This window comes from Microbacterium arborescens (genome assembly GCF_030369635.1).
Classification (GTDB): domain Bacteria; phylum Actinomycetota; class Actinomycetes; order Actinomycetales; family Microbacteriaceae; genus Microbacterium.
Genome location: NZ_CP128474.1, coordinates 1,236,585 through 1,261,913, shown reverse-complemented (window position 1 = coordinate 1,261,913; position 25,329 = coordinate 1,236,585). Strand labels below are relative to the sequence as shown.

Sequence of the window (25,329 nt, the reverse complement as noted above, 5' to 3'; positions counted from 1 at the left end):
GGGCAAGCTTTCACCCTATTCAGGCCATCCATTCAGGATGTCGGAGTCGAGGGGTGTCGCGGGCGGGGGTCAGTGGAAGCTGTCGCCGCACGCGCACGAACCCGCCGCGTTGGGGTTGTCGATCGTGAAGCCCTGCTCCGAGATCGTGTCCTTGAAGTCGATGGTCGCGCCGTCGAGGTAGGGCACCGACATGTCGTCGACGATGACCTCGACGCCGTCGAAGTCGACGGCCTTGTCGCCGTCGAGGAAACGCTCGTCGAAGTAGAGCTGGTAGATCAATCCGCTGCATCCGCCGGGCTGGACGGCGACGCGCAGGCGGAGGTCGTCGCGGTTCTCCTGCGAGAGGAGGCTCTTCACCTTGAGCGCCGCCTCATCGGTCAGCGAGACGCCGTGGGCTCGGACGGTGTCGGACGTGGCGATGTCGGTCATGATTCTCCCGAGGTCTCGGGCCGCAAGACACGCGGCCGGTGCCACGATTCTACGCGTGAGCACCGGCCGCGGGTCGGTCCGAGATGACCTCGTGATCGTCAGCGCGAGCCGGCGTCCAGCCGCTCGAGCAGCAGCGCCTCGGAGACGAGGGCGTGCCGGAAGGTGTCGAGGTGGAGCGACTCGTTCGGGCTGTGCGCGCGGGCATGCGGGTCCTCGACACCGGTGACGAGGATCTGCGCGGCCGGGAACTCGCGCACGAGGTCTGCGATGAAGGGGATCGATCCGCCCACACCGATATCGACAGGCTCGACGCCGTAGCCCTCCGCCAGCGCGGCCCGCGCGTGCGACACCGCCTCTCCGGTTGTGTCGACGAGGAACGGGTTCCCGGTCTCGACGTCACGGAAGCTCACCTCTGCGCCGAAGGGCGCATGGGCGCGCAGGTGCTCCTCGATCGCACGGTACGCCTCGTCGGCGGACTGCCCCGGCGCGACGCGGGCGGAGATGACGACCGACACCTCCGGACTCAACGTGTTCGAGGCGTTCCGCACGCTCGGCGCGTCGATGCCCGTCACGGTGATCGAGGGCTTGTTCCAGATGCGCGAGAGGATCGTGCCCGAGCCGATCGGCGAGACCCCCGACGGAAGACCCGCCTCGGAACGGAGGGTCGCCTCCGAGTACTCCGGCGTCTCCGCGTCACGCTCGGTCAGGCCCTCGACCGCGACGCCGCCCTCGTCGTCCCAGAGCGTGCCGAGCAGCTTCACCGTCGCCAGCATGGCGTCGGGGACCGCTCCCCCGAACATCCCCGAGTGGGACGCGTGCTCGAGCGTTCGCACCGTCATGGTGAAACGCGCGTTGCCTCGCAGTGACACGGTCAGCGCGGGGGTCGTGGCATCCCAGTTGCCGGAGTCAGCCACGACGATCACGTCGGCGCGCAGCGCGTCGGCGTTCTCGGACAGGAAAGCGGCGAAGGATGCCGAGCCGGCTTCCTCCTCCCCCTCGATGAAGAGGTTGACCCCGAGGTCGAAATCCTCGCCGACGGCGTCGACGAGCGCGCGCAGGGCGCCGATGTGCGCCATGACCCCCGCTTTGTCGTCGGCTGCGCCGCGACCGTACAGCCGGCCGTCTCGAACCGTCGGCTCGAAGGGCGCGGACTCCCAGAGCGCTTCGTCACCCACCGGCTGCACGTCGTGGTGCGCGTAGAGGAGGATCGTCGGCCGACCGTTGCGCGCGGCACGAGTCGCCAGGACTGCCGGCATCCCCTCTTCGCCCGTCTCGGGCACGGTGGCGGTGGCCACCTCGACGCGATCGAAGATGCCGAGTCCGCGTGCCAGCCCCGCAACAGTCTCCGCGCTGCGCTCCACCTCGGCCCGATCGAATCCGGGGAAGGCGACCGACGGGATCCGCACGAGAGCACCCAGATCGGCGAGAGCGGCAGGAACGGCGGAGAGGGCGGCGTCGCGTACGGCGACGGACCGAGGAGATTCGGAGGTCATGCGGGTAATCTTAGAAGGCACGTTCGTCGCAGAACCCGAGGATCCCCGTGGCCAAAACTCCCGCTGCCCCCGCTCCGGACGACGCCGACCAGGCGTCGACGGGCGCAGGCAAGAACCGTCCCACTCCCAGCCGCGCCGCCCAGGAGGCGGCCCGGAAGCGACCGCTGGTGCCCGATACCAAGGAAGCCAAGGCGCGTGCCCGCGCTGAGCTGGCCGAGCGGCGCGACAAGGCCCGCATCGGTATGGCCAACGGCGACGAGCGTTATCTGCCGGTCCGCGACAAGGGGCCGCAGCGCCGCTTCGTCCGCGACTACATCGACGCCGGATGGCACCTCGGCGAGCTCGTCATGGGAGCGATGGTGCTCGTCATCATCGTCACCTTCCTCGGCTCGAACGCCGTGACGTTCTACGCTTTCATCGCCCTGTGGGCGTTCATCCTGCTCGTGATCGGCGACATGGTCATCACCAGCTTCCGGGTGAAGAAGGCCGCCCGCGCCAAGTTCGGTGCGGAGCGGATGGAGAAGGGGCTCGGCTGGTACGGCGCGATGCGTTCGATCCAGATGCGCTTCATGCGCCTCCCGAAGCCTCAGGTCAAGCGCGGCCAGCGCCCCGTCTGAGCTCGACCAGACCGCGATTGATCTGCCGCGCCCACAGGGGGCCGCGGTAGATGAACGCGGTGTACCCCTGAACCAGGTCTGCGCCCGCCGCCAAGCGCTCCTGGACGTCGGCGGCGGTCTCGACTCCCCCGGCTGCGATGACGCAGAAATCGTCGGGAACGGCCGAGCGCACGAGGCGCAGAACCTCGAGCGCGCGGCGGCGGAGCGGGGCGCCGGACAACCCGCCGGCACCGATCCGTTCGATCGTCGCCTCGTCCGTCAGCAGTCCGTCGCGAGAGATCGTCGTGTTCGTGGCGATGAGACCGGCCAGCCCGGCGTCCACGGCCATCTTCGCGATCGCGGTGACCTCGTCGTCCGACAGGTCGGGCGCGATCTTCACCAGCAGCGGAGTCTTTCCGGCGGCGTCGCGCACGGCCTCGAGCAGCGGGCGGAGCGTCTCGACCGCCTGGAGCCCCCGCAGCCCGGGGGTGTTCGGCGATGAGACGTTGACGACGAGGTAGTCGGCCTGGGGCGCGACGAGACGGGTGCTCTCGACGTAGTCGGCCGTGGCATGCTCGACGTCGACGACGCGGCTCTTGCCGATGTTGGCACCGACCACGGCGTGATGGCTGCCGCGCCGGAGGCGACGAAGGCGGGATGCCGCCGCCGCCGCACCGCGGTTGTTGAAACCCATCCGGTTGATGAGTGCGCGATCTTCGATCAGGCGGAACAGGCGGGGACGAGGATTGCCGTCCTGCGCGACGGCCGTGACCGTCCCGACCTCGACGTGGCCGAATCCGAGAGCCCCGAGGCCGCGAATCATGACGGCGTTCTTGTCGAAGCCCGCAGCGACGCCGAACGGCGAGTCGAAGACGATGCCCAGGGCTTCGGTGCGAAGCGACCGGTCCGGGCGCGTGAGAGCCCGCGCGATGATCGAGAACGGCGGAACGCCCAGCAGCCGGATCACCGGGACCACGAGGTGGTGCGCGGTCTCCGGCTCCATGCGCGAGAAGACGGTGCGGAAGATGAACGGATACATCGCCGTCCAGCCTAAAGCGAGCCTGCGTCCTCTGTTGTCCGTGCGCCGATGTGGTCTGCCCGCAGCTGTTCGATCGCAGCCTCGAAGTCTTCGAGCGTGTCGAAGGCCTGGTAGACGCTCGCGAAGCGGAGGTACGCGATCTCATCGAGGTTTCGGAGCGGTCCGAGGATCGCGAGCCCGATCTCGTTCGTGTCGATCTGCGACGAACCGGTCTGACGCACGGCCTCTTCGACCGCCTGCGCCAGCACGGCGAGGTCGGCCTCTGTCACCGGCCTCCCCTGGCAGGCCTTGCGAACGCCGGACATCACCTTCTCGCGGCTGAACGGCTCAATCACACCCGAGCGCTTGATGACGTTGAGGCTCGCCGTCTCGATGGTCGAGAAGCGGCCGCCGCATTTCGGGCATTGGCGCCGGCGGCGGATGCTCAGGCCGTCATCGCTCGTGCGGGAGTCGATGACGCGGGAATCGGGATTGCGGCAGAAAGGGCAATGCATGACCAGCCCAGATTACGCGTTGAAACGCGCGGACACGGCCTCGCCGTGCGCGGGCAGCTGCTCGGAGTCGGACAGAGCCAGGATGCCGTCGTGCACGGCCCGCAGCGCGTCGCGGTCGTAGGTGATGACCTGCTGCGACCGCAGGAATGTCGCCGCCCCGAGACCGGCGGCGTACCGGGCCTGTCCCCCCGTCGGCAACACGTGGTTGCTGCCCGCGAGGTAGTCGCCGAGGCTCACCGGCGTGTGCGAGCCGACGAACACCGCCCCCGCGTTGACGAAGTCGTCGGTCCGCGGGTCGCGCAGGTGCAGTTCGAGGTGCTCGGGGGCGTAGGCGTTCGAGAACGCCGCCGCAGCCGCGATGTCGTCGACCAGGACGATGGCGGACTGTGGTCCGTCCAGCGCGACCGCGACACGCTCGGCGTGTCGGGTCGCAGTCGCGCGGATCGAAACCCGCTCGGCGACGGCCTGCGCCAGATCGACAGAGTCGGTGACGAGAACAGCCGCGGCCTGTTCGTCGTGCTCCGCCTGGCTGACGAGGTCAGCCGCCACGAGGTCGGCGTCGGCAGCGGCATCGGCGACGATCAGGATCTCGGTCGCTCCGGCCTCCGAATCGGTGCCGACCACACCCGCGACGACGCGCTTGGCGAGGGCGACGAAGTTGTTGCCCGGCCCGGAGATGACGTCGACAGGGTCGAGCTCGAGCGAGCCGACGCCGTAGGCGAAGGCACCGATCGCGCCGGCGCCCCCCATCGCGTAGACCTCGGAGATGCCGAGGAGGCGCGCCGCGGCCAGGATGACCGGGTGCACCCGTCCGCCGTGGTCGCGCTGCGGGGGCGAAGCGAGCGCCACCGTCTCGACACCGGCGACCTGCGCGGGCACGACGTTCATCACGACGCTCGAGGGGTACACGGCCTTGCCGCCGGGCACGTAGACGCCGACGCGACGCACGGGCCGCCAGCGCTGCTCGACGCGCGCACCGGGGCCGAGCTCCGTCACCCGATCGGGCGGGACCTGCGCTGCCGAAGCCAGCCGAACGCGGCGGATCGACTCCTCGATCGCTGCTCGAACGGCCGGTGAGATATTTCCCAGCGCCTCCTCGAGGTGGTCGGCGGGAACACGCACGGCGTGACCCTCGACACCGTCGAACCGTGCCGCCTGTTCACGGAGCGAGACCTCCCCCCGCGCAGCCACATCGTGGACGATCTCTGCTGCGGTGGCCAGAGCGAGCCCACGCGCGGCCTCGGCCCGGGGAACGGCGGCGAGCAACTCAGCGGGCGTCATCCGACGGCCGCGAAGATCGATGGTGCGCATCGTTCCAGGCTAGCGCGCGGCCACCGCGGACTCAGCCGCGCGTGACATCGCTGGTGTCGTGCAGGTAGCCGACACGACCGTCCTCGTGACGGACGACGAACACCTCACCGCGGTCCTCGATGACGAGCGCCCATGCGGTGGGACCGACCCGGAACAGCGGCTCGCCCATCTCGTCGAGGACATCGCGCTCTTCCGGAGCCAGCGCCCAGAACGCCTGCGGCGCCGCAATGGGCTCGATGACCGTGGTGGCTCCCGTGTCGAACGGCTCGGCTGCATCGGCAGGCGCCGATCCCCCAGCGTCCGAGTGCGTCGGAGTCGCCGAGTACGTCGGAGCGCCCGAGTACGCGGCGCTGCCTGCCGGAGCGGCATAACCCGTGTACTCGGGGTTCACGGCTGCCGCGTTGTGCGGGGCCGTGTACATGACGTTGTGCGACGGGGCCGGCCGCGCCGACGCCGGCCGCGCGACAACGGGACGCGTCGCGCGCGCGACGCGGTGGGCGGGCGACTCGGCACGGTGGGCGAAGTCTTCACCCAAGACCGGGAGGTGCGGCGCGACGACGGTGAGGACGACACCCGCGAGGGCCAGGATGACCTCGACCCAGACCACCCAGCTGGCGAGGAACACCCCCGACTGCGCGAGGCCTGCGAACGAGCTCCAGATGATCCCGAGCCACACTGTCGCCGAGACCGAGAAGGCCACGGAAGCGAACTGGTCGATGCCGAGCGATCCGACCCGACGGATGCCCTGCGGAGAGAACCGGCGAAGCAGCACCAGGAACACCGCCACCGTGGGGACGCCGATCGTCAGGATCCAGTCGATACCGGCTCCCCACACCGACACACCGGCCCCGAACCGGCCGTAAACCGGGAAGAAGGAGCAGATGAAGGCGATCGCCCAGACACCCGCGAGAGCGACCTCGCGGATCGACAGCGGGCCGACGCCGTACTGCGGCGGCGTCTCCCCCGTCGCGACCGCGGCCGGCTGGGCGGAAGGCTCGTCGGCGCTCCGGTCCGAGACGAACTGGTCGCCTGTGTCGGAACCGTCTGAGACGGGCTCGGCGGACGACTCGTCGACCGGCGCCTCATCGTGCGCCTCGATGGCGTCCCCCACTTCCGGTGCCGGGGCGAACGCATCGGCAGCCGCCTCGGTCGTCGACGTCCCATCGAACTCGTCGCGAGTCGCGACGTCGTGTTCCGGCTCGGCAACGCCGGGCGCTGCGTCCTCGGGACGGCCGTCGTCGGAGTGGATGTTCTTCTCGTCGGTCACGATGTTCCCTTCGTCGCGGCGGTTGCGCTGCGGTGGAATCCTACCCGGCTCAACCCAGACACTGAGGTCCCAGAAGTCCCTTGAGCTCGCCGTAGAGATCGGGCGTGACGCGCACCGGATGCGGCACCTCGAACACCTTCGCCGTACCTGCTCTATGAAGCTTCAGCGAGACCTCGGTCTCGCCGCTGTGGCGACGCAGGACGGCCGCCAGCTCGCCGATCGTCGACTCCGTCGCACGCTGCTCCGGGAGCAGCAGCACGAGCGGCCCGGCGGCATCGAACGACCCGAGGTCGGGCGAGAACGCCGACTGACCGTGAAGGTTCAGCCCGTCATCGCGGCGGGATACGCGCCCACGGACGACCAGGATCGAGTCGGCCACGAGCATGCTCTGGAACTCCGTGTAGGTCTTCCCCATGAACATCACGGTCACTTCACCGTCGAAGTCCTCGACGGTGATCATGCCGTAGGGGTTGCCGCTCTGCTTGGCCACGCGGTGCTGCACGCTCGTGACGAGCCCCGCGACGGTGACCTGGTCGCCGTCCTGAACGTCTTCCGACGCCAGCAGATCGTGGATCGAGGTGGAGGCGTGCTTGGCGAGCGGGATCTCCAACCCGGCCAAGGGGTGGTCGGACACGTAGAGGCCGAGCATCTCGCGCTCGAACGCCAGCTTGTCCTTCTTCGTCCACTCCGGCCGCTCGGGGACCTTCGCCGGCATGACCTCCTCGGTCTCGTCGTACAGGCTGTCGAAGTCGAAACCGATCGCGCCCGTGGCGGCCTTTCTCTTGGCGTCGACCGCGGCTTCGACGGCATCCTCATGGATCTCCATGAGCGCCCGCCGGGTCGAGCCCAGCGAGTCGAAGGCGCCCGCCTTGATCAACGACTCCACGGTCCGCTTGTTCGCGACGTGAAGCGGGACCTTGGTGAGGAAGTCGTGGAAGCTGACGTAGTTGTCGTCTGCCCGCGACGCGATGATGCCGTCGACCACGTTCGCACCGACGTTGCGCACCGCGCCCAGACCGAATCGGATGTCTTCGCCGACGGCCGCGAAGTACCTGATGGACTCGCCCACATCGGGCGGCAGCACCTTGATGCCCATGCGGCGGCATTCGTTCAGGTACACCGCCATCTTGTCCTTCGAGTCGCCGACGCTCGTGAGCAGGGCAGCCATGTACTCGGCGGGATAGTGCGCCTTGAGGTAGGCGGTCCAGTACGAGACGAGACCGTACGCGGCGGAGTGCGCCTTGTTGAACGCGTAGTCGGAGAACGGCAGCAGGATGTCCCAGAGCGCCTTGATGGCGGCCTCGCCGAAGCCGCGCTCCTTCATGCCCCCCGAGAAGCCCTCGTACTGCTTGTCGAGCTCGGACTTCTTCTTCTTGCCCATCGCGCGGCGGAGGATGTCTGCCTGACCGAGCGAGAAGCCTGCGACCTTCTGAGCGATCGCCATGACCTGCTCCTGATAGATGATCAGGCCGTACGTGGTGTCGAGGATGTCGCGCAGTGGTTCTTCGAGCTCGGGATGGATCGGGGTGATCGGCTGCAGGCCGTTCTTACGGAGCGCGTAGTTCGTGTGCGAGTTGGCGCCCATCGGACCCGGGCGGTACAGCGCGATGACGGCGGAGATGTCTTCGAAGTTGTCGGGCTTCATCAGCCGGAGGAGCGAGCGCATCGGCCCGCCGTCGAGCTGGAACACCCCGAGCGTGTCGCCGCGGGTGAGGAGGTCGTAGGCCGGGCGGTCATCGAGCTCGAGATGTTCGAGATCGAGTTCCTCGCCCCGGTTCATGCGGATGTTGTCGAGCGCGTCCGAGATGATCGTGAGGTTTCGCAGCCCCAGGAAGTCCATCTTGATGAGCCCGAGCGTCTCGCAGGACGGGTAGTCGAACTGCGTGACGATCTGGCCGTCCTGCTCGCGACGCATGATCGGGATGATGTCGAGGAGGGGTTCCGACGACATGATGACACCGGCCGCGTGCACACCCCACTGCCGCTTCAGACCTTCGAGCCCGAGTGCCCGGTCGAAGACCGTCTTCGCTTCGGGATCGGTGTCGATCAGGGCACGGAACTCGCTGGCCTCCTTGAACCGCGGGTGGTCCTTGTTGAACATGCCGTCGAGGGGCATGTCCTTTCCCATCACGGGCGGCGGCATCGCCTTGGTGAGCTTCTCACCCATGCTGAATGGGAAGCCCAGCACGCGCCCAGCATCCTTCAGCGCCTGCTTCGACTTGATCGTGCCGTAGGTGACGATCTGCGCGACGCGCTCGGAACCGTACTTCTCAGTGACGTACTCGATGACCTCGCCGCGGCGACGGTCGTCGAAGTCGACGTCGAAGTCGGGCATGCTGACGCGGTCGGGGTTGAGGAATCGCTCGAAGATGAGTCCGTGCTCGAGCGGGTCGAGATCGGTGATGCGCATCGCGTAGGCCACCATCGAGCCGGCGCCCGAACCGCGGCCGGGGCCCACACGGATGCCGTTGTCCTTGGCCCAGTTGATGAAGTCGGCGACGACGAGGAAGTAGCCCGGGAAGCCCATCTGGAGGATGATGCCCGTCTCGTACTCGGCCTGCTTGCGCACCTTGTCGGGGATGCCGCCGGGGTACCGGTAGTGCAGGCCCGCCTCGACCTCCTTGACCAGCCAGCTGTCTTCGGTCTCGCCGTCGGGAACGGGGAATCGCGGCATGTAGTTGGCCGAGGTGTTGAACTCGACCTCGCAGCGCTCGGCGATGAGGAGGGTGTTGTCGCACGCCTCGGGGTGGTCGCGGAAGAGCTGCCGCATCTCCTGAGCGGTCTTGATGTAGTAGCCGTCGCCGTCGAACTTGAAGCGGTTCGGGTCATCGAGCGTCGAACCGGACTGCACGCAGAGCAGCGCCGCGTGCGCGTCGGCCTCGTGCTGATGCGTGTAGTGCGAGTCGTTGGTCGCGACGAGCGGGATGTCGAGGTCTTTCGCGAGACGCAGCAGGTCGGTCATGACCCGGCGCTCGATCGACAAGCCGTGATCCATGATCTCGGCGAAGTAGTTCTCTTTGCCGAAGATGTCTTGGAACTCGGCGGCCGCAGCGCGAGCAGCGTCGTACTGACCGAGGCGGAGCCGCGTCTGCACCTCGCCCGAGGGGCAGCCCGTGGTCGCGATGAGCCCCTTGCCGTAGGTCTGGAGCAGCTCGCGGTCCATGCGCGGCTTGAAGTAATAGCCCTCCATGCTCGACCGCGAGCTCAACCGGAACAGGTTGTGCATGCCTTCGGTGCTCTGGCTCCACATCGTCATGTGGGTGTAGGCGCCAGAACCCGACACGTCGTCGCTCTTCTGCTCGGGAGAACCCCACGCCACGCGGGACTTGTCACTGCGATGGGTGCCCGGCGTGACGTAGGCCTCGAGGCCGATGATCGGCTTGACGCCCGCGGCCTTCGCGGCCCGGTAGAACTCGAACGCGGCGAAGGTGTTGCCGTGGTCGGTCACGGCGATCGCCGGCATGCCGTAATCGGCCGCCGCTTGGGTCATGGCCGCGATCTTGGCTGCACCGTCGAGCATCGAGTACTCGCTGTGCACGTGCAGATGAACGAAGGAGTCGGATGCCACCAGACGAGTCTACGTTCGGGCTCGGACACCGGTCTTAGGCTGGGCCCATGGCCACTCCCGACTTCGTCCTCGATCTGCGCGAGAAGATCGGCACCGCTCCGCTCCCCCTCGTGGGGGTGACCGCCGTGGTGTTCCGCGACGAGAAGGTGCTTCTGGGCAAGCGAGCCGACAACGGCAGCTGGCAACCCGTGTCGGGCATCGTCGATCCGGGCGAGGAGCCCGCTGACGCGGCCGTCCGCGAGTGCCTCGAAGAAGCGGGAGTCGTCGTCCGCGCCGAGCGCCTCGCGCTCGTGCATCAGATCCCCCGGATCATCTATGCCAACGGCGATCAGGTCGACTACCTCGATCTGGTGTTCCGGTGCTCGTGGGTCTCGGGCGACCCGCACCCCGCCGACGGCGAGCTGACGGAGGTGGGGTTCTACGACCTCGGCCAGATGACCGACGTCGCGCCGGAGCACGTCCGCAAGATCGCACTCGCCGTCGCGGAGGACGACCCGGCCACATTCCGGGGCGGCCGGTGAGTTCCCGCGTCGCTCTGGGCGACCTGCTCGACGCGCTCGCGCAGGATCAGGGCGACCCGGGAGGCGGGACCGCGAGCGGAGTCGTGACCGCGGTCGCCGCGGCACTGGCTCAGATGGTGAGTCGCTACAGCGCCGCAGAGCCCGCCGCGACCGGCATCGACCGCCGACTCGCCCGGCTTCGTGACGCGGCCGTGGCGGCAGCGGATGACGACGGCCGCGCGTCGGGCGCCCTCGGCGCCGCACTCCGACCGGCACAGGATGAGGGTCCGGGCGATCGCGATCGGCGCATCGTCGATGCGGCGACCCGTGCGATCGAGACGTCGGCCGCACTCGGCGACATCGCGCTCGGGGTGTGGACGGAGGTGCGCCTCCTCGCCGACGTCGGCAACCACCACCTCATGTCCGACGTCGCCGTCGCCTCCGATGCCGTGGCCGCAGGACTCGGTGGCGCGGCGACGAACCTCCGCGGCGGCCTCGCGCTCATCGATGCCCACGGCGATGCCCGCCCTGCCGAGGCGATGCACGGCGACCTGCTCGGCCGGCTCATCACGGCACGGCGCGAAGCGCGGGCTCTCGCCGACCGGCTCGGCGAGCCATAGCGAGACCTCGCCCGGCGGTTCTGCTTGCGGGCAGACGTCAATCGCCGCGGAGTACCTCGAGGGCGCGCGCGAGGTCGGGGGCGTACGGCGAGACGAAGGTCGACCACTCCCCCGTCACCGGGTGATCGAATGCGAGCCGGTGGGCGTGCAGCCACTGACGGGTCAGCCCGAGCCGGGCGGACAGCGTCGGGTCGGCGCCGTACAGCGGATCGCCGACGCAGGGATGCCGATGCGCGGCCATGTGCACACGGATCTGATGCGTCCGTCCGGTCTCGAGGTGCACCTCGAGCAATGATGCGCCCGGGAACGCCTCGAGCGTCTCGTAGTGGGTGACGGAGTCTTTGCCCGTGGGCGTGACGGCGAACTTCCAGGAGTGCGAGGGGTGGCGGCCGATCGGGGCATCGATCGTTCCCGCGAGCGGATCGGGATGACCTTGCACCACGGCGTGGTAGATCTTCTCGACCTCGCGCTCCTTGAACGCGCGCTTGAGCGCGACGTAGGCGCGCTCGCTCTTGGCGACGACCATGAGACCGCTGGTGCCGACATCGAGCCGGTGCACGACGCCCTGACGCTCGGCGGCACCCGTCGTGGCGATGCGATAGCCCGCGGCTGCCAGCGCGCCCAGGACCGTCGGTCCGTCCCACCCGAGCGACGGGTGCGCGGCGACCCCGGCCGGCTTGTCGACGACGACGATGTCGTCATCGTCGTGCACGATGCCCAGGTCGGGCACCGCGACCGGGACGATCTGCGCTTCAGCCCGCTCCTCCCAGAAGACGTCGAGCCAAGACCCGGCGACGAGCTTGTCGGACTTGCCGAGCGTGCGACCATCGAGGGTCACACCGCCCGCAGCCGCCACCTCCGCGGCGAAGGTGCGGGAGAATCCGAGCAGCTTGGCCAGCGCGGCGTCGACACGAACGCCGTCGAGTCCGTCGGGAACCGGGAGCGCGCGCTGCGGCATCTCAGCGGTCCGCGGGGGCGTCGGTCGTCGATTCGGCGGGCGCGTCTGCTGTTCGCCGCTCGCGTGAACCATCGAAGCGGATGCCGATCACCACGAGCACGGCGACGGAGATCATCATCGTCACGATGAACATGTCGGCGACGTTGTAGATCGCAGAGGGGAACCACAGCCACATCCACGGCGTGTGGATGAAGTCGATCACGTGCCCGACGAGGAAACCGGGTTCGCGCAGCAGGCGGTCGGTGAGATTGCCGAGCACGCCCCCCAGAAGGAGTCCGAGGACGATGGCCCACGACCGCGTGCGCACGCTGCGTACAGTGAGCACGATCACGACCACCGCGACAGCAGCGAGCGCGATCGTGAAGAGCCACGTGACGCCGGTCCCCAGCGAGAACGCCGCACCGGGGTTCTTCGTCAGGTAAAGCTGGAAGAAGTCGCCGAGGACGGGGACCTCACGCTGGTACGGCAGGTTCTCGAGGGCGAGGTACTTCGTGAACTGGTCGGCGGCCAGCACCACTGTCGCGAGAATCGCGACGAGGGCACCGGCCGCCGGACCGTTCAGACGCTTGCGCGACGCCAAGGATTAGGCGCCGGCCGAGACGCCGGTCGTGTCGAGATCGCGGAGCTTGCTCTCGATGAAGCCGCGGAGCTGACCGCGGTAGTCCTTCTCGAACTGCTGCAGCTCGGAGATGCGACCCTCGAGCGACACGCGCTCGGCTTCGAGACGCGCGACCTCGTCGCGGCCTCGGGCTTCTGCCTCGGAGATGATCGACGCGGCCTGGGCCTGCGCATCGGCGATGAGCTTGTCGCGCTGGGCCTTGCCCTCGGCGACGTGCTCGTCGTGCAGGCGCTGGGCCAGCTCGATGATGCCGGCGGATGCGGCGGCAGGAGCCATGTCGGCGGCCGCGGCGGGCTGCTCGACAGCGGCGACCGGCGCGGGCACCTCTTCGACGACGGCGTCGTCGGATGCGGCCGGCGCGGGGGTCTCGCCCGACTCGTAGGCTGCGAGCTTCGCCTTGAGCTCGTCGTTCTCAGCGATCGTCTTGCGCCATTCCACGACGATCTCGTCGAGGAAGTCGTCGACCTCATCGGGGTCGAATCCTTCCTTGAAACGCACGTGCTGGAACTGCTTGGTGACGACGTCTTCAGGGGTCAAAGCCATGGTGTTGTCCTCTTTCAGGGCTCACGACGCGGGCCGGTCAGCCGGCACCCGCCGCAGCGGGCCGTACCCACCCAGCATAGTCCGACGCTTTCTCGGCCGCGACGATCCCGCCGCGACCGCCTCAGACGAAGGCGATCACGCGAGTGATCGACAGCAGGATGAAGCACGCCAGCATGGTGAGCGGGAATGCCAGATCGATCGCGATGACGCCGAGCCTGATCGGAGGAATGACCCGGCGCAGTGTCTTGATCGGGGGATCCGTGATCGTGTAGACGACCTCGGCGAGAACGAGGGTGAAGCCTCTCGGGCGCCACTCCCGGTTGAACAGCGGGATGTACTCCAGGATCAGTCGGACGAACAGAACGAGGATGTACAGCAGGAGGGCGAAGTAGACGAGTGCGGCGATCAGCCGTACGACATCCACGTCAGGTCACTGCGCGAACGGCGCCGCCTCAGGCTCAGCCTGAGCCACGGCGCCGTCGCCGGAGACGGCGATGTTCTCGGGCGAGAGCAGGAACACCTTGCTCGTCACACGCTCGATGCGGCCGTAGAGACCGAGGGACAGGCCGCTCGCGAAGTCGATGAGGCGGCGCGCATCGGCGTCGCTCATCTGCGAGAGGTTGATGATCACCGGCACACCCTCGCGGAAGTTCTCGGCGATGACCTGCGCGTCGCGGTACTGCTTGGGGTGGACGGTCAGAATCTCGCTCACGGTTCCCGTCGTGGGCTGACGCACGACCGCGGGGCGGTGCAGGGGCGTCACCGGCGCCGCCGGCTTCTCGACGGGCTTCTCACGGCGAGCCTGCTGCTGCTCGGCCTGCGGCTCTTCGTACATTTCTTCCTCATCTGCGAGGCCCAGGTAAACCATGGTCTTCTTCAGCGGGTTCGACATCGCATCCTCCGTTTGCTCGTCTGTTCCGAGGCTATCCGCGGTCCGGGCGCGGTCCCGTGATTGCCGATCCGATCCGCAGGTGTGTCGCACCGGCAGAGATCGCTTCGACGAAATCGCCGGTCATCCCGGCGGAGATCCAGGTCGCGCCGGGCGCGACGGTACGCAGGACGTCTGACGTCTGCGCGAGGCGGGCGAACGCCGCGGCGGGCTCCTCGCCGAGGGGGGCGACGGCCATGACGCCTCGGACCACCAGACCCGGGCACCGCTCCAACACGTGGGTGGCCAGGGCCTCGACTCCGTCCGGCGCGACGCCGCCACGACCCGGGTCATCGGTCAGGTTGACCTGCACGAGCACGTCGAGGGGCTCGCCCTCGGGCTCTGCGCCGTCGAGCGCGTCGGCGATGCGCGCGCGGTCGACGGAGTGGACGACATCCGCCGCTGCTCGCACCGCGCGCGCCTTGTTCGTCTGGGCCTGGCCGATGAAATGCCAGCGCATGCCCTCGAGCCCGGCGAGCTCCGCGCGCTTCGCGGTGAGCTCCTGCTGCCGGTTCTCCCCCACATCACGCACGCCCAGTGCGTGGAGCTGCGCGATGAGCTCAGGCGGGTGGAACTTCGTCACCACGACCCTCGTCACCTCGCCCGGGGCGCGACCCGACGCCCGCATCGCAGCGGCGATGCGGGCGTCGACGTCGGCGAGCCGTTCGGCCAGATCCGGCATGGGGCGATCGGCCTACTTCAGGAAGTCGGGGATGTCGAGGTCGTCGTCGCCGAAGACCGAGTCGTACGACTCGCTCTTGGCCGAGACCGGCACCGTCTCCTTGGTCTCGCGACGTTCGGAGGGCTCGGATGCCGCAGCCTCCTCGGCCGGAACCTCGGGCAGGACCGGCGGCGCGGAAGGACGAGCAGCGGCGATGGGCTCGATGCGGGTCTGCGGCTCGCCACCGTCGAAGCCTGCCGCGATGACCGTCACGCGGACCTCGTCGCCGAGGGTGTCGTCGATGACCGTACCGAAGATGATGTTCGCCTCGGGGTGCGCGGCCTCCTTGACGAGCTGCGCCGCATCGTTGATCTCGAAGATGCCGAGGTTCGACCCGCCCTGGATGGAGAGCAGGACGCCGTGGGCTCCCTCGATGGACGCTTCGAGAAGCGGCGACTCGACGGCGAGCTCGGCGGCCTTGATCGCGCGGTCGGCTCCGCGCGCGGAGCCGATGCCCATGAGGGCCGAGCCAGCCCCCTGCATGACGGACTTCACGTCGGCGAAGTCGAGGTTGATGAGACCGGGGGTGGTGATCAGGTCGGTGATGCCCTGGACACCGGCGAGCAGCACCTGGTCGGCGGTCGCGAAGGCCTCGACCATCGAGATGCCGCGGTCGCTGATCTCGAGCAGGCGGTCGTTCGGGACGACGATGAGGGTGTCGACCTCTTCCTTCAGCTTCGACACGCCGGCCTCGGCCTGGCTCTGCCGACGACGACCCTCGAACGAGAAGGGCTTCGTGACGACACCGATCGTGAGCGCACCGATCGACTTGGCGATACGTGCAACGACGGGCGCGCCGCCGGTGCCGGTGCCACCGCCCTCGCCGGCAGTCACGAAGACCATGTCGGCGCCCGCGAGCGCCTCTTCGATCTCTTCGGCGTGGTCCTCCGCAGCACGACGCCCGACCTCGGGGTCGGCGCCGGCGCCCAGGCCGCGCGTCAGCTCACGGCCGACGTCGAGTTTGACGTCGGCATCGCTCATCAGGAGCGCCTGGGCGTCGGTGTTCACCGCGATGAACTCGACACCCCGCAGCCCCAGCTCGATCATCCGGTTGACGGCATTGACGCCGCCACCGCCCACACCGACGACCTTGATCACCGCGAGGTAGTTCTGGTTCTGGCTCATGCCGGCCTCCATCTCGTCCCGAACCCTGCTCGTAAACCTTCAACCTCACGTAGAGGTTTAAAGAATTGCCGGGTATGCAATTCCTGAGGTTGAAGCTACGCACTCGTGGACGCACCCGACGGACGTGAGCGGCGTGTCGCGACATCCCACGTGTCATGGGCTTCCAGCACGGTCGCCCGGTCCCGGCCGACCTCAGCGGACGACGGCCGCCTGCGGCGACGAAACGTCGTATCCCGAGGCATCCGGCCGCGCGTTCATCAGCGCTTCGAGCGCCTGAACCTTCTTGGCCGAGTCGGCGGGCCCACCCCAGACCACCGAGCGGCCGTCGCCGAGGGTCAAGGTGACGTCGTTGGGCGTCGTCGCGGACAGCACGGTCACCTGCGAACGCAGCGAGTCCGGAAGCGATCGGAACACCTGCCCCGCTGCGGCGAAGGTGCTCGACGACGGACCGCCTTCGACCTCGATGAGCGGCTGACCGGCCGGCGGCTCGGGCGTAGTCGAGAGCGCGACCCCGGCCGCGTCGACGAGGGTGTAGCCGGCCTCGCCCTGCACGGCTCCCACCGGCGTCCGCTCGACGACGCGCACCACGAGCTCGTGCGGCGGCCTGGCCTCGAGGCTGTACGACTCCACCAGCGGGAAGGAGACGAGCGCCGCCTTCACGGCGCTCTCGTCGACGAGCGGCATCGGCGTGCCCAGCTGCCCTTCGAGGGCGGTCTCCACCGCTCCCGGGTCGAGCTGCGCGGTGCCGACGATCGTGATGCGCTCAACGGCGAACAACGGGCTGTACGCGGCTCCGATCGACCCGAGGACGAGGGCGACGAACAACCCCGCGGAGACCAACCAGATGCGTCGGCGCCGACGCTGACGCGCGGTGAAACGTCGGACCTCGCGCCGGAGCGCGCGCCGACGCGCCCGCGCCGCTCCCCACAGGTCGCGCGCGGTGAGCGGCGTGCGACCTGTGTCGTCGTCGTCCGCGACACCCGGTGTCGACGGGGTCTCGGGCTCCGCCCGCGCGGGCGGATCGAACGGGATGATGGGCGCGATCCCGTAGTCACGGCCGCGTTGATGCCACATCTCCTCGACGGGCTGAGTCTCGGTCGCATCCGGCGACGAGCCCTCCGCAACGTCACCCGCATCCGGACCGTCCTGCGCCCGACGCGGCGGGTCGACGCGCCGCGTCGCGAGCGGGCGACGAGCGTCCTGGGCGTCTGCGCCGTCGTGCCCGCCGGCGGGCCGTGACGAGGGCGGCAGCGGGCTCGGGCGGCGCATCGGCTAGTCCTCCGTCCGAGCGAGCGCTTCGAGCACCTGCGGGACGATGAGGTTCACGTTGCCGCACCCCAGCGTGACGATGAAGTCGCCCTCGCGTGCGACGCCTGCCGTGTAGTCGGCGGCCTTCTGCCAGTCGGCGACGAAATGGACGCGCTCGGGGTCGGCGAACGCCCCGCTGACGAGTTCACCGGTGACGCCGGGAACCGGATCTTCGCGCGCCCCGTAGACGTCGAGGACGACGGTGTGGTCGGCGTGCGTCTCGAGGACGTCCGCGAACTCGCGGAACATCTCCTGGGTGCGCGAGTACGTGTGCGGCTGGTGGAGCGCGATGATGCGCCCATCGCCGACGACGGTGCGGGCCGCCGAGAGGGCGGCGGCCACCTCGGTCGGGTGGTGCGCGTAGTCGTCGTACACGCTGACTCCGCGGGTCACGCCGTGCAGCTCGAACCGCCGGGCCGTGCCCCCGAACCCTTCGACGGCACGCAGCGCGCGCTCGAGCTCGAACCCGAGGGCGATCAGCCCGGCGACGGCGCCAGCGGCGTTCATCGCGTTGTGCGCACCCGGCACCGAGAGTCGGCCGTGGACCGTGTCTCCCCCGGCAGTGAGCGAGAACGACACCGGCCCGTGCGTCACGATGTCGGAGACCCGAACGTCGGCCTCGGCCGCCTCACCGAACGTGATCACTCGGCGGTGCGTCAGAGCGGCGGCGACACGCGCCGCGCCCGGGTCGTCAGCCGAGATGACGACGGCCTCTCGCGCGCCGTCGCCGAATCGCACGAAACCGTCGTAGAACGCCTCGCGGGTCTCCCAGTGGTCGAGGTGGTCGGGGTCGACGTTGGTGATCAGGGCGATCGAGGTGTCGTAGAGGAGGAAGGTGCCGTCGGACTCGTCGGCCTCGATGACGAAGACGTCGTCGTCTCCCGTCGCACTCGAGACCCCCAGGTCGGCGATCACGCCGCCGTTCACGAACGTCGGACGGGTTCCGAGGCCACGCAGCGCGGTCACGATCATGCCCGTGGACGTGGTCTTGCCGTGCGCCCCGGCCACCGAGACCAGCCGCCGTCCTCCGATGAGCCAGTGCAGGGCCTGCGACCGGTGGATGACGTGCAGGCCACGCTCTTTGGCGAGGAGGAACTCCGGGTTCTCGGGCCAGATCGCGCCCGTGTGGACGACCGTGTCGGCGTCGTCGGGGAGGTGGGCCGCGGCGTGTCCGACGTGGACGTCCGCCCCGCGCGCCGCGAGCGCGCGCATCGCGGGGCTGTCGGCGCGGTCTGAACCGGAGACGCGGATGCCGCGGTCGAGGAACATCCCGGCGAGGCCGGACATGCCCGATCCACCGATGCCGATGAAGTGCGCGGCGGTGATGTCGGCGGGGATCGGGAGGCTCAAGTCGGGTCTGATCATGACCCGTCAAGTCTAGGTCGCCCGGCTGACAGGGCCGCCCGCCACGCCCTCAGCGCTGCTGCGCGGCGTCGAGCAGAGCGACGACGTTGGCGGCGCCCTCGCGCGTGCCGACCGTGCCGGCGGCGCGCCGCATCCGGTCGAGCTCACCCTCGTCCGCGAGCAGCGGGACGATCTCGGCGCGCACCCGCTCGGGAGTGAAGTCGGCGTCGGGGATGATGCGCGCAGCGCCGGCTCGGACCGCACCCGCCGCATTCAGCGCCTGCTCGCCGTTGCCCACGGCGTAGGGCACGTAGATGGCCGGGATGCCGAGCGCGGTGACCTCGCTCACCGTCGCGGCTCCCGAGCGCGAGATCACGACATCGGCGAGAGCGAACGCCAGGTCCATGCGATCGAGATACGGCACGACGCGGTAGTCCGGCGACGAACCGTCGGGCACCTCGTTGCGTTCGCCTGCAGCATGCAGCACCTGCCAGCCGGCGGCGACGATGTCGCGCCATGAGCCGGCCAGCGCCTCATTGAGCCGGCGTGCGCCGAGGGAGCCGCCGAACACCAGGACGACGGGGCGCGCAGGATCGAGACCGAACGCGGCTGCGGCCTCGGTACGACGCGCTGCCCGGTCGAGGTCGACGATCTCACGGCGGAGCGGCATCCCGACCACCTGAGCGCCGCGCAGGGGCGTCCCCTCGAAGACCGTGCCGGTTGCGGCGGCCTTGCGCGCACCGAGCACGTTGGCGAGCCCGGGCCGCGCATTGGCTTCATGGACGACGTAAGGCACACTCTCACGGCGCGCCGCGATGTAGGCGGGGGCGGCCGCGTAACCGCCGAATCCCGCGACGACGTCGACTCCCCGCTCACGGATGTAGGTGCGCACCTGCGCAACGGCTCGCAGCCAGCGTGCCGGGAACCGCACCGCCGCACCGTTGGGTCGCCGCGGGAACGGCACCTTGTCGACGATCAGCAGTTCGTATCCGCGCTGCGGCACCAGACGGGATTCGAGCCCCTCTCGCGTACCGAGCACCAGCACGGTGTCGTCGGAACGTCGGTCGCGCAGTTCGTCGGCCACGGCGAGCAGCGGATTGACATGCCCCGCCGTGCCGCCGCCCGCCAGAAGGTAGGTGGTCACCGGATCGAGCCTACCGGCGGGCGGACCCGGCCCGAGCGGCCGCGGGCCGGACGGGGCGAGCACCCGAGGCCACGTCGAGCGCCGGGGTGCGCACCGGCAGCGTCCGCGCGAACGAGAGCAGCACCCCGGTGGCCAGAAGACCCGAGACGAGGGATGTGCCGCCCTGTGACATGAACGGCAGGGGCACCCCGAGGACGGGGAAGATGCGAAGGACGACGCCGATGTTCACGAGCGCCTGGCCGACCACCCAGATGGTGATGCCGCCGGCGACGATCCGCACGAACGGGTCGTGCGTCTTGCGGACGATGTGGAAGGCGCCCACCGCGTAGAGCGCGAACAGCGCGAGGACGACGGCGCAGCCGATGAGGCCGAGCTCCTCCCCCACGATCGCGAAGATGTAGTCGTTCGCGGCGGCGGGGAGCCACTGGTACTTCTCCCGCGAATTGCCGAGACCGAGACCGAAGACGCCGCCGCTCGCGAGCGCCCAGATGCCGTGGAGCGGCTGGTAGCACGAGCCCGCATCGGCGAAGTAGCAGTCCGTCGAATCGACGTTGAGGAAGCTCATGATCCGCGCCATGCGGTTGGGGCTCGTGACCGCGAAGACCGCGGCCGCACCGACCACGAGGAGGAGCGGGATCACGAACAGCCGCAGTTTGACGCCGGAGAAGAACAGGCACCCGAGCAGGATCGCCATGAGGATCATCGCGGTGCCCAGGTCGTGCCCGCCCATGACGGTGCCGATCACCAGCGCTCCGACCGGGACGACCGGGATGAACACGTGCTGCCACTTCGACAGGAGAGTCTGCTTGCGATAGAGCACGAACCCCAGCCATACCGCGAGGGCGAGCTTCAAGAACTCCGACGGTTGAGCCTGCAAGCCGAAGACCGAGATCCAGTTGGTGTTTCCGTCGTTGTGAACACCCAGTCCGGGCACGAAGACCAGCAGCTGCAGCAGAATGCCGACGATGAGCGCCGGCCACGCGATGCGCTTCCAGAAGCGCAGCGGCATCCGGCTCGCGATGAACATCAGCGGGATGCCGAGCAGAGCGAACACGGCCTGCTTCAGCACCGTTTCGAACGGGCTCGCGTCCGCCGTGGCCATCGTCGCCGAGAGCACCATCACGAGACCGAACCCGGTCAGGATGAGGGCGGTCGAGGCCAGCAGCAGGAACTCGCTCGGCACCGGGGCGAACGCGCGTCCCAGCGACACGCGCGCGGCGAAGCCGCTTCGCGTCGGGCCGTCGTCAGCGAGTTTCGTCGGGGGCGGCGTCGGGCGGCTCGGCGTCGTGGTCACCGTCTCCCCTTCCGATCCGTTCGCGCACGGCCTCCGCGAAGCGGCGACCGCGGTCTGCGTAGGAGGCGAACTGATCGAACGAGGCTGCTGCAGGGGCGAGGAGGACCACGTCCCCGACACCAGCGACCTCGGCCGCCAGTTCGACGACCCGTGCCATGACATCCTCAGTCTGAGTCGCCTCGACCTCGATCACCGGAACCGCGGGGGCGTGTCGCGCGAACGCCGCGAGGACGGCCGTGCGATCCTCGCCGATGACGATGGCGGCCTTCGTGGCCGCTCCGCGTCCGGCGACGAGCGCGGAGATGTCGACTCCCTTGAGGAGCCCGCCCACGACCCAGATCGCACCCGGGAAGGCGGCGAGCGACGACGCCGCCGCGTGCGGGTTCGTGGCCTTCGAGTCATCGACCCAGGTCACGCCCGCCACCCGTGCCACCACTTCGATGCGGTGGGGGTCGAGTCGGAATGCCAGCACCGCCGCGCGGATGGCGGCGGGCTCGACGTGGAGGGATCGCGCGAGAGCCGCCGCCGCGAGAATGTTCGCGACGATATGAGGAGCCGCCAGGTCACGCGCGGCGAGCTCCGCGACCGTCGTCAGTTCGAGGGCGGAGGCGCGCCGGTCGTCATGGAAGGCGCGATCGACGAGGATGCCGTCCACGAGCCCCAGATCACTGGGACCGGGCACGCCGAGGTCGAACCCGATGGCACGACAGCCCTCGACGACCTCCGCCTCCTCGACCATCTCGCGCGTGGCGACATCCGCCTTGTTGTAGACGCAGGCGACACGCGTGTTCTCGTACACCACGGCCTTCGCGTCTCGATAGGCCTGGAAAGACCCGTGCCATTCGAGGTGGTCGTCGGCGAGATTCAGGCAGACGCTCGCGTGCGGCGAGAGCCGATCGGGGCCGTCTGCCAGGCCGAGATACCAGAGCTGATGGCTCGACACCTCGACGACCAGCACATCGAAACCGCTCGGGTCACGGACGGCGTCGAGCACCGGCACACCGATGTTGCCGCACGGCGCCGCTCGCAGACCACCGGCGGCCAGCATCGCCGCGGTGAGCTGAGTCGTGGTCGTCTTGCCGTTCGTGCCCGTGATGAGAAGCCAATCGGCCGGGCTCCCGTCGGGGCGGACGACTTTGTCGCGCACGCGCCAGGCGAGTTCGATGTCACCCCACAGCGCGATGCCGCTCTCGCGCGCCCAGCGGATCACAGGGTGGTGAGGGGGGAAACCCGGAGAAGCGATCACGACGTCGGGCGCGTGCGCCACGACGGCATCGGGAACGCTCTGCAGCGAGCCGTCGTGGAGCGAGACGCCGATGACCGGCAGAAGCCGCGCGTACTCCGCATCCGCTCCTTCGGTCGCCACCAGGACATCCGCGCCGAGCTCGGCGAGGGTGTCGGCTACCGAGAAGCCGGTGACCGAGAGCCCGAGGACCACGACGCGGAGGCCACGCCAGTCGGCGTGCCAGCTCGTCAGCTCGTCCAGACGCGCGGTCATACCGCCGCCAACCAGGCCACGTAGAACAGTCCGACACCGCCGACGGCGAGCATTCCCGCGATGATCCACATGCGCACGACGATCGTCACCTCGGGCCAGCCGCGCATCTCGAGATGGTGGTGGAAGGGGCTCATGAGGAACAGCCGTTTTCCGCCCGTGGCCTTGAAGTAGTACCGCTGGAGGATGACCGACCCGGGGGCGATGATGAACACGCCCGCGATGATGACCGCCAGCAGCTCGGTGCGCGAGAGCACGGCCATGGCGACGATGACGCCGCCGATGGCCATCGATCCGACGTCGCCCATGAAGATCTTCGCCTTCGGAGCGTTCCACCACAGGAACCCCACGAGCGCGCCGACGAACGACGCGGAGATGATCGTGAGATCCATCGGGTCGTTGGTCGTGTAGCACGCCGACTCGTAGGCCGGAACGAGCGCGCCGCTCGCGCAGCGCTGCTGGAACTGCCAGAACGTCACGAGGCTGTAGGCGGACACCGTGAAGATGCCCGCGCCGGTGGCCAGACCGTCGAGACCGTCGGTGAGGTTCGTGGCGTTCGACCATGCGACCGCCTGGAACGAGATCCACGCGAGGTACAGAAGCCACCCGGCGACACCGCCCAGGGCCATGAACGACAGCCAGTCGATGTCGCGGAACAGGGAGATGAACGGGCGCCCCACCGGCTGGCCGCCGTGGTTGGGAACGAGGAGGGCCAGCACGCCGAACGAGACGGCGACGATCACCTGCCCCGCGACCTTCCGCCACCCCGACAGGCCGAGGCTCCGCTGCGAGCGGACCTTCATGTAGTCGTCGATGAATCCGACGACACCGAGACCGACCATCATCCAGATCACGAGCAGACCCGACATCGACGGCGGCGCGCCACCGGTCAACGTGCCGACGAGGTAGCCGACGATCGTCCCGATGATGAAGATGATGCCGCCCATCGTGGGCGTTCCGCGCTTGGCGTGATGGCTCGGGTTGGTCGCGTCGTCGGGCGTGCGGATGACCTGCCCCCAGCCCAGCTTCTCGAAGAGCCGGATGAACAGGGGGGTCAGGAAGAGTGTGAACGCGAGGGAGATCGTCGCGGCCGTCAGCAGGGATCTCACGAGAAGAATTCTCCCAGACGATCGCCGAGGTGCCGCAGTCCGGCGGAGTTGGACGACTTCACGAGCACGCGGTCGCCGGCGCGCAGCTCCTCGATCAGATAGTCGTACGCGGCGTCGGCATCGGCGAAGAACACCGCCTCGCCGTCCCACGACCCCTCGCCGATGGCGGCGAGGTAGAGCCGCCGTGCATCGGCGCCGATGACGACGATGCGCTCGATCCGCAGGCGAACCGCCTGGAGGCCGACGCGATCGTGCTCGTCACCGGCGAACTCGCCGAGCTCGCTCATCGCGCCGAGCACGGCGACCTTCCGTTCGCCGGGCTGCGTGATCTGCGCGAGGGTGCGCAGAGCCGCGGCCATCGAGTCGGGGCTCGCGTTGTAGGCGTCGTTGATGATGCGCACCGACTCGGACCCGAGCGGCTGCATCCGCCAGCGCTCCGCCAGCTCGACCGTCTCGAGCCGCGCGACGGCGTCTTCGAGGGCCACCCCCAGTTCGAGGGCGGCGGTGATCGCGGCCAGCGCGTTCATGACGTGGTGCTCACCGAGCACGCGCAGCCGCAGCGGCATCCGCTGCTCGCCGACCACGATCACGCAGGACGTCCCCGAGGCATCGACCTCGACGTCGTCGGCGCGCACCTCTGCCGCCGGACCGCGTCCGAACCAGCGGACACGGACGCCTCGGGCCTCGGCGACGGCCGCCATCGTCGCGACACGCGCATCGTCGGCGTTGAGGACTGCCACACCACCGGGGCGGACGGCCTCGACCAGCTCGGTCTTGGCCTTGAGGGTCGCCTCCACGCCGCCGAAACCGCCGGCATGCGCCATCCCGACCATGAGGACCACGCCGACGTCCGGGGTCACCAGACCCGCGAGACGCGCGATCTGTCCCGAGCCGTCGGCTCCGAACTCGCTGACGAGGTACCGGGTGTCATCCGCGACCCGGAGCATGGTCAGCGGCGCGCCTACCGAGTTGTTGAACGAGGCGCGGGGCGCGACCGTCGGGCCCTCCCCCTCGAGGATGCGGGCGAGGAGGTTCTTCGTCGTGGTCTTGCCGTTCGATCCCGTGATGCCCACCACGCGGAGGTCGCCTGCGGCGCGCACCCGGCCCACGACCTCGCGCGCGAGGTCGGCCAGCGCGGTGACCGCGTCGGCGACGAGGATCTGCGTGATCTCGGCGTCGACGAGGTGCTCGACGATCGCGAGCGATGCACCGGCCTCGGCCGCGGCCGGCACGAAGAGGTGTCCGTCGGTCGCGTCGCCCGGCTTGGCCACGAACACGTCGCCGGAGCCGATGTTGCGCGAGTCCGTGTCGACCGTTCCGCCGACGCGGGTATCGGGGCCGTCGCCACCGGCGAGGTGGAGGGTGCCCGAAAGCACCCGGGCGATGTCGGACAACGGAAGGGAGATCATGTTCAATCCTCAGAC

At 69.2% G+C, this 25,329-nt stretch carries 24 protein-coding genes; 3 read left to right on the top strand and 21 right to left on the bottom strand.

Going from position 1 to position 25,329, the window contains the following annotated elements; all coding sequences use genetic code 11:
• Nucleotides 1-69 precede the first annotated feature (69 nt).
• Nucleotides 70-429: an iron-sulfur cluster insertion protein ErpA gene (gene erpA / locus QUC20_RS05940; protein WP_023951519.1), complete on the bottom strand. Its 360-nt coding sequence runs from the start codon at nt 427-429 to the stop codon at nt 70-72.
• 98 nt (nt 430-527) lie between these two features.
• On the bottom strand, nt 528-1,922 hold the full coding sequence (locus QUC20_RS05935; RefSeq protein ID WP_289331240.1) for a dipeptidase: 1,395 nt from the start codon (nt 1,920-1,922) through the stop codon (nt 528-530).
• A gap of 47 nt (nt 1,923-1,969) precedes the next feature.
• Here QUC20_RS05935 and QUC20_RS05930 point away from each other — a divergent pair, with 47 nt between their 5' ends.
• Nucleotides 1,970-2,539 carry a DUF3043 domain-containing protein gene (locus QUC20_RS05930; protein WP_120262960.1) on the top strand — a complete coding sequence of 190 codons (570 nt, stop codon included), beginning with the start codon at nt 1,970-1,972 and terminating at the stop codon, nt 2,537-2,539.
• On the opposite strand, the gene QUC20_RS05925 is transcribed toward QUC20_RS05930, so the two are convergent.
• From QUC20_RS05925 to dnaE, 5 genes are read right to left on the bottom strand one after another with little or no spacing between them, the layout of a single operon-like run.
• A complete protein-coding gene (locus tag QUC20_RS05925) occupies nt 2,514-3,557 on the bottom strand; it encodes a quinone-dependent dihydroorotate dehydrogenase (RefSeq protein WP_289331239.1) in 1,044 nt (347 codons plus the stop codon). The genes QUC20_RS05930 and QUC20_RS05925 overlap by 26 nt on opposite strands.
• An 11-nt stretch (nt 3,558-3,568) precedes the next feature.
• Nucleotides 3,569-4,051, bottom strand: a complete 483-nt coding sequence (nrdR, locus tag QUC20_RS05920; RefSeq protein ID WP_289331238.1) for a transcriptional regulator NrdR — start codon at nt 4,049-4,051, stop codon at nt 3,569-3,571.
• A 12-nt stretch (nt 4,052-4,063) separates the two neighbouring features.
• Nucleotides 4,064-5,362: a histidinol dehydrogenase gene (gene hisD / locus QUC20_RS05915; protein WP_120262963.1), complete on the bottom strand. Its 1,299-nt coding sequence runs from the start codon at nt 5,360-5,362 to the stop codon at nt 4,064-4,066.
• 31 nt (nt 5,363-5,393) lie between these two features.
• Complete coding sequence (locus QUC20_RS05910; protein WP_289331237.1) at nt 5,394-6,629, bottom strand: hypothetical protein; 1,236 nt, start codon at nt 6,627-6,629, stop codon at nt 5,394-5,396.
• Nucleotides 6,630-6,678: 49 nt separating this feature from the next.
• The gene (dnaE, locus tag QUC20_RS05905; RefSeq protein WP_289331480.1) at nt 6,679-10,149 is read right to left on the bottom strand and encodes a DNA polymerase III subunit alpha; all 3,471 of its coding nucleotides are present in this window, start codon (nt 10,147-10,149) and stop codon (nt 6,679-6,681) included.
• 95 nt (nt 10,150-10,244) lie between these two features.
• Between dnaE and QUC20_RS05900 the strand changes: the two genes are divergently transcribed.
• Nucleotides 10,245-10,718 carry an NUDIX hydrolase gene (locus QUC20_RS05900; RefSeq protein WP_289331236.1) on the top strand — a complete coding sequence of 158 codons (474 nt, stop codon included), beginning with the start codon at nt 10,245-10,247 and terminating at the stop codon, nt 10,716-10,718.
• Complete coding sequence (locus QUC20_RS05895) at nt 10,715-11,317, top strand: cyclodeaminase/cyclohydrolase family protein (protein WP_289331235.1); 603 nt, start codon at nt 10,715-10,717, stop codon at nt 11,315-11,317. The genes QUC20_RS05900 and QUC20_RS05895 overlap by 4 nt, the downstream gene beginning before the upstream one ends.
• Before the next feature lie 37 nt (nt 11,318-11,354).
• Here QUC20_RS05895 and QUC20_RS05890 read toward each other — a convergent pair whose 3' ends face one another.
• The 14 genes from QUC20_RS05890 to QUC20_RS05825 form a co-directional block, all read right to left on the bottom strand.
• Nucleotides 11,355-12,275: an RluA family pseudouridine synthase gene (locus QUC20_RS05890; RefSeq protein WP_289331234.1), complete on the bottom strand. Its 921-nt coding sequence runs from the start codon at nt 12,273-12,275 to the stop codon at nt 11,355-11,357.
• Between the two features lies 1 nt (nt 12,276).
• Nucleotides 12,277-12,855 carry a signal peptidase II gene (lspA, locus tag QUC20_RS05885; protein WP_434543655.1) on the bottom strand — a complete coding sequence of 193 codons (579 nt, stop codon included), beginning with the start codon at nt 12,853-12,855 and terminating at the stop codon, nt 12,277-12,279.
• Nucleotides 12,856-12,858: 3 nt separating this feature from the next.
• Nucleotides 12,859-13,437 (bottom strand): DivIVA domain-containing protein, encoded by a 579-nt coding sequence (locus tag QUC20_RS05880; protein WP_120262970.1) that lies wholly within the window; start codon nt 13,435-13,437, stop codon nt 12,859-12,861.
• A gap of 121 nt (nt 13,438-13,558) precedes the next feature.
• Nucleotides 13,559-13,861 (bottom strand): YggT family protein, encoded by a 303-nt coding sequence (locus tag QUC20_RS05875; RefSeq protein WP_094261897.1) that lies wholly within the window; start codon nt 13,859-13,861, stop codon nt 13,559-13,561.
• Between the two features lie 6 nt (nt 13,862-13,867).
• On the bottom strand, nt 13,868-14,329 hold the full coding sequence (locus QUC20_RS05870) for a cell division protein SepF (RefSeq protein ID WP_120262971.1): 462 nt from the start codon (nt 14,327-14,329) through the stop codon (nt 13,868-13,870).
• A 31-nt stretch (nt 14,330-14,360) separates the two neighbouring features.
• On the bottom strand, nt 14,361-15,047 hold the full coding sequence (locus tag QUC20_RS05865) for a YggS family pyridoxal phosphate-dependent enzyme (protein ID WP_120262972.1): 687 nt from the start codon (nt 15,045-15,047) through the stop codon (nt 14,361-14,363).
• A 12-nt stretch (nt 15,048-15,059) separates the two neighbouring features.
• Nucleotides 15,060-16,211, bottom strand: a complete 1,152-nt coding sequence (gene ftsZ, locus QUC20_RS05860) for a cell division protein FtsZ (RefSeq protein ID WP_120264340.1) — start codon at nt 16,209-16,211, stop codon at nt 15,060-15,062.
• A gap of 192 nt (nt 16,212-16,403) precedes the next feature.
• The gene (locus QUC20_RS05855; protein WP_289331233.1) at nt 16,404-17,480 is read right to left on the bottom strand and encodes a cell division protein FtsQ/DivIB; all 1,077 of its coding nucleotides are present in this window, start codon (nt 17,478-17,480) and stop codon (nt 16,404-16,406) included.
• A gap of 3 nt (nt 17,481-17,483) precedes the next feature.
• Nucleotides 17,484-18,884, bottom strand: coding sequence for a UDP-N-acetylmuramate--L-alanine ligase (murC, locus tag QUC20_RS05850; RefSeq protein ID WP_289331232.1), 1,401 nt, complete (start codon nt 18,882-18,884; stop codon nt 17,484-17,486).
• A gap of 49 nt (nt 18,885-18,933) precedes the next feature.
• Entirely contained in the window at nt 18,934-20,007 is a 1,074-nt protein-coding gene (locus QUC20_RS05845) for a UDP-N-acetylglucosamine--N-acetylmuramyl-(pentapeptide) pyrophosphoryl-undecaprenol N-acetylglucosamine transferase (protein WP_289331231.1), read from the bottom strand.
• A 10-nt stretch (nt 20,008-20,017) separates the two neighbouring features.
• Nucleotides 20,018-21,301, bottom strand: a complete 1,284-nt coding sequence (ftsW, locus tag QUC20_RS05840) for a putative lipid II flippase FtsW (protein ID WP_289331230.1) — start codon at nt 21,299-21,301, stop codon at nt 20,018-20,020.
• Entirely contained in the window at nt 21,252-22,799 is a 1,548-nt protein-coding gene (murD, locus tag QUC20_RS05835; RefSeq protein WP_289331229.1) for a UDP-N-acetylmuramoyl-L-alanine--D-glutamate ligase, read from the bottom strand. Before murD ends, ftsW begins: the two co-directional genes overlap by 50 nt.
• Nucleotides 22,796-23,905, bottom strand: coding sequence for a phospho-N-acetylmuramoyl-pentapeptide-transferase (gene mraY / locus QUC20_RS05830; RefSeq protein WP_120262977.1), 1,110 nt, complete (start codon nt 23,903-23,905; stop codon nt 22,796-22,798). The genes murD and mraY overlap by 4 nt, the downstream gene beginning before the upstream one ends.
• On the bottom strand, nt 23,902-25,314 hold the full coding sequence (locus QUC20_RS05825) for a UDP-N-acetylmuramoyl-tripeptide--D-alanyl-D-alanine ligase (protein WP_289331228.1): 1,413 nt from the start codon (nt 25,312-25,314) through the stop codon (nt 23,902-23,904). The genes mraY and QUC20_RS05825 overlap by 4 nt, the downstream gene beginning before the upstream one ends.
• Nucleotides 25,315-25,329 lie beyond the last annotated feature (15 nt).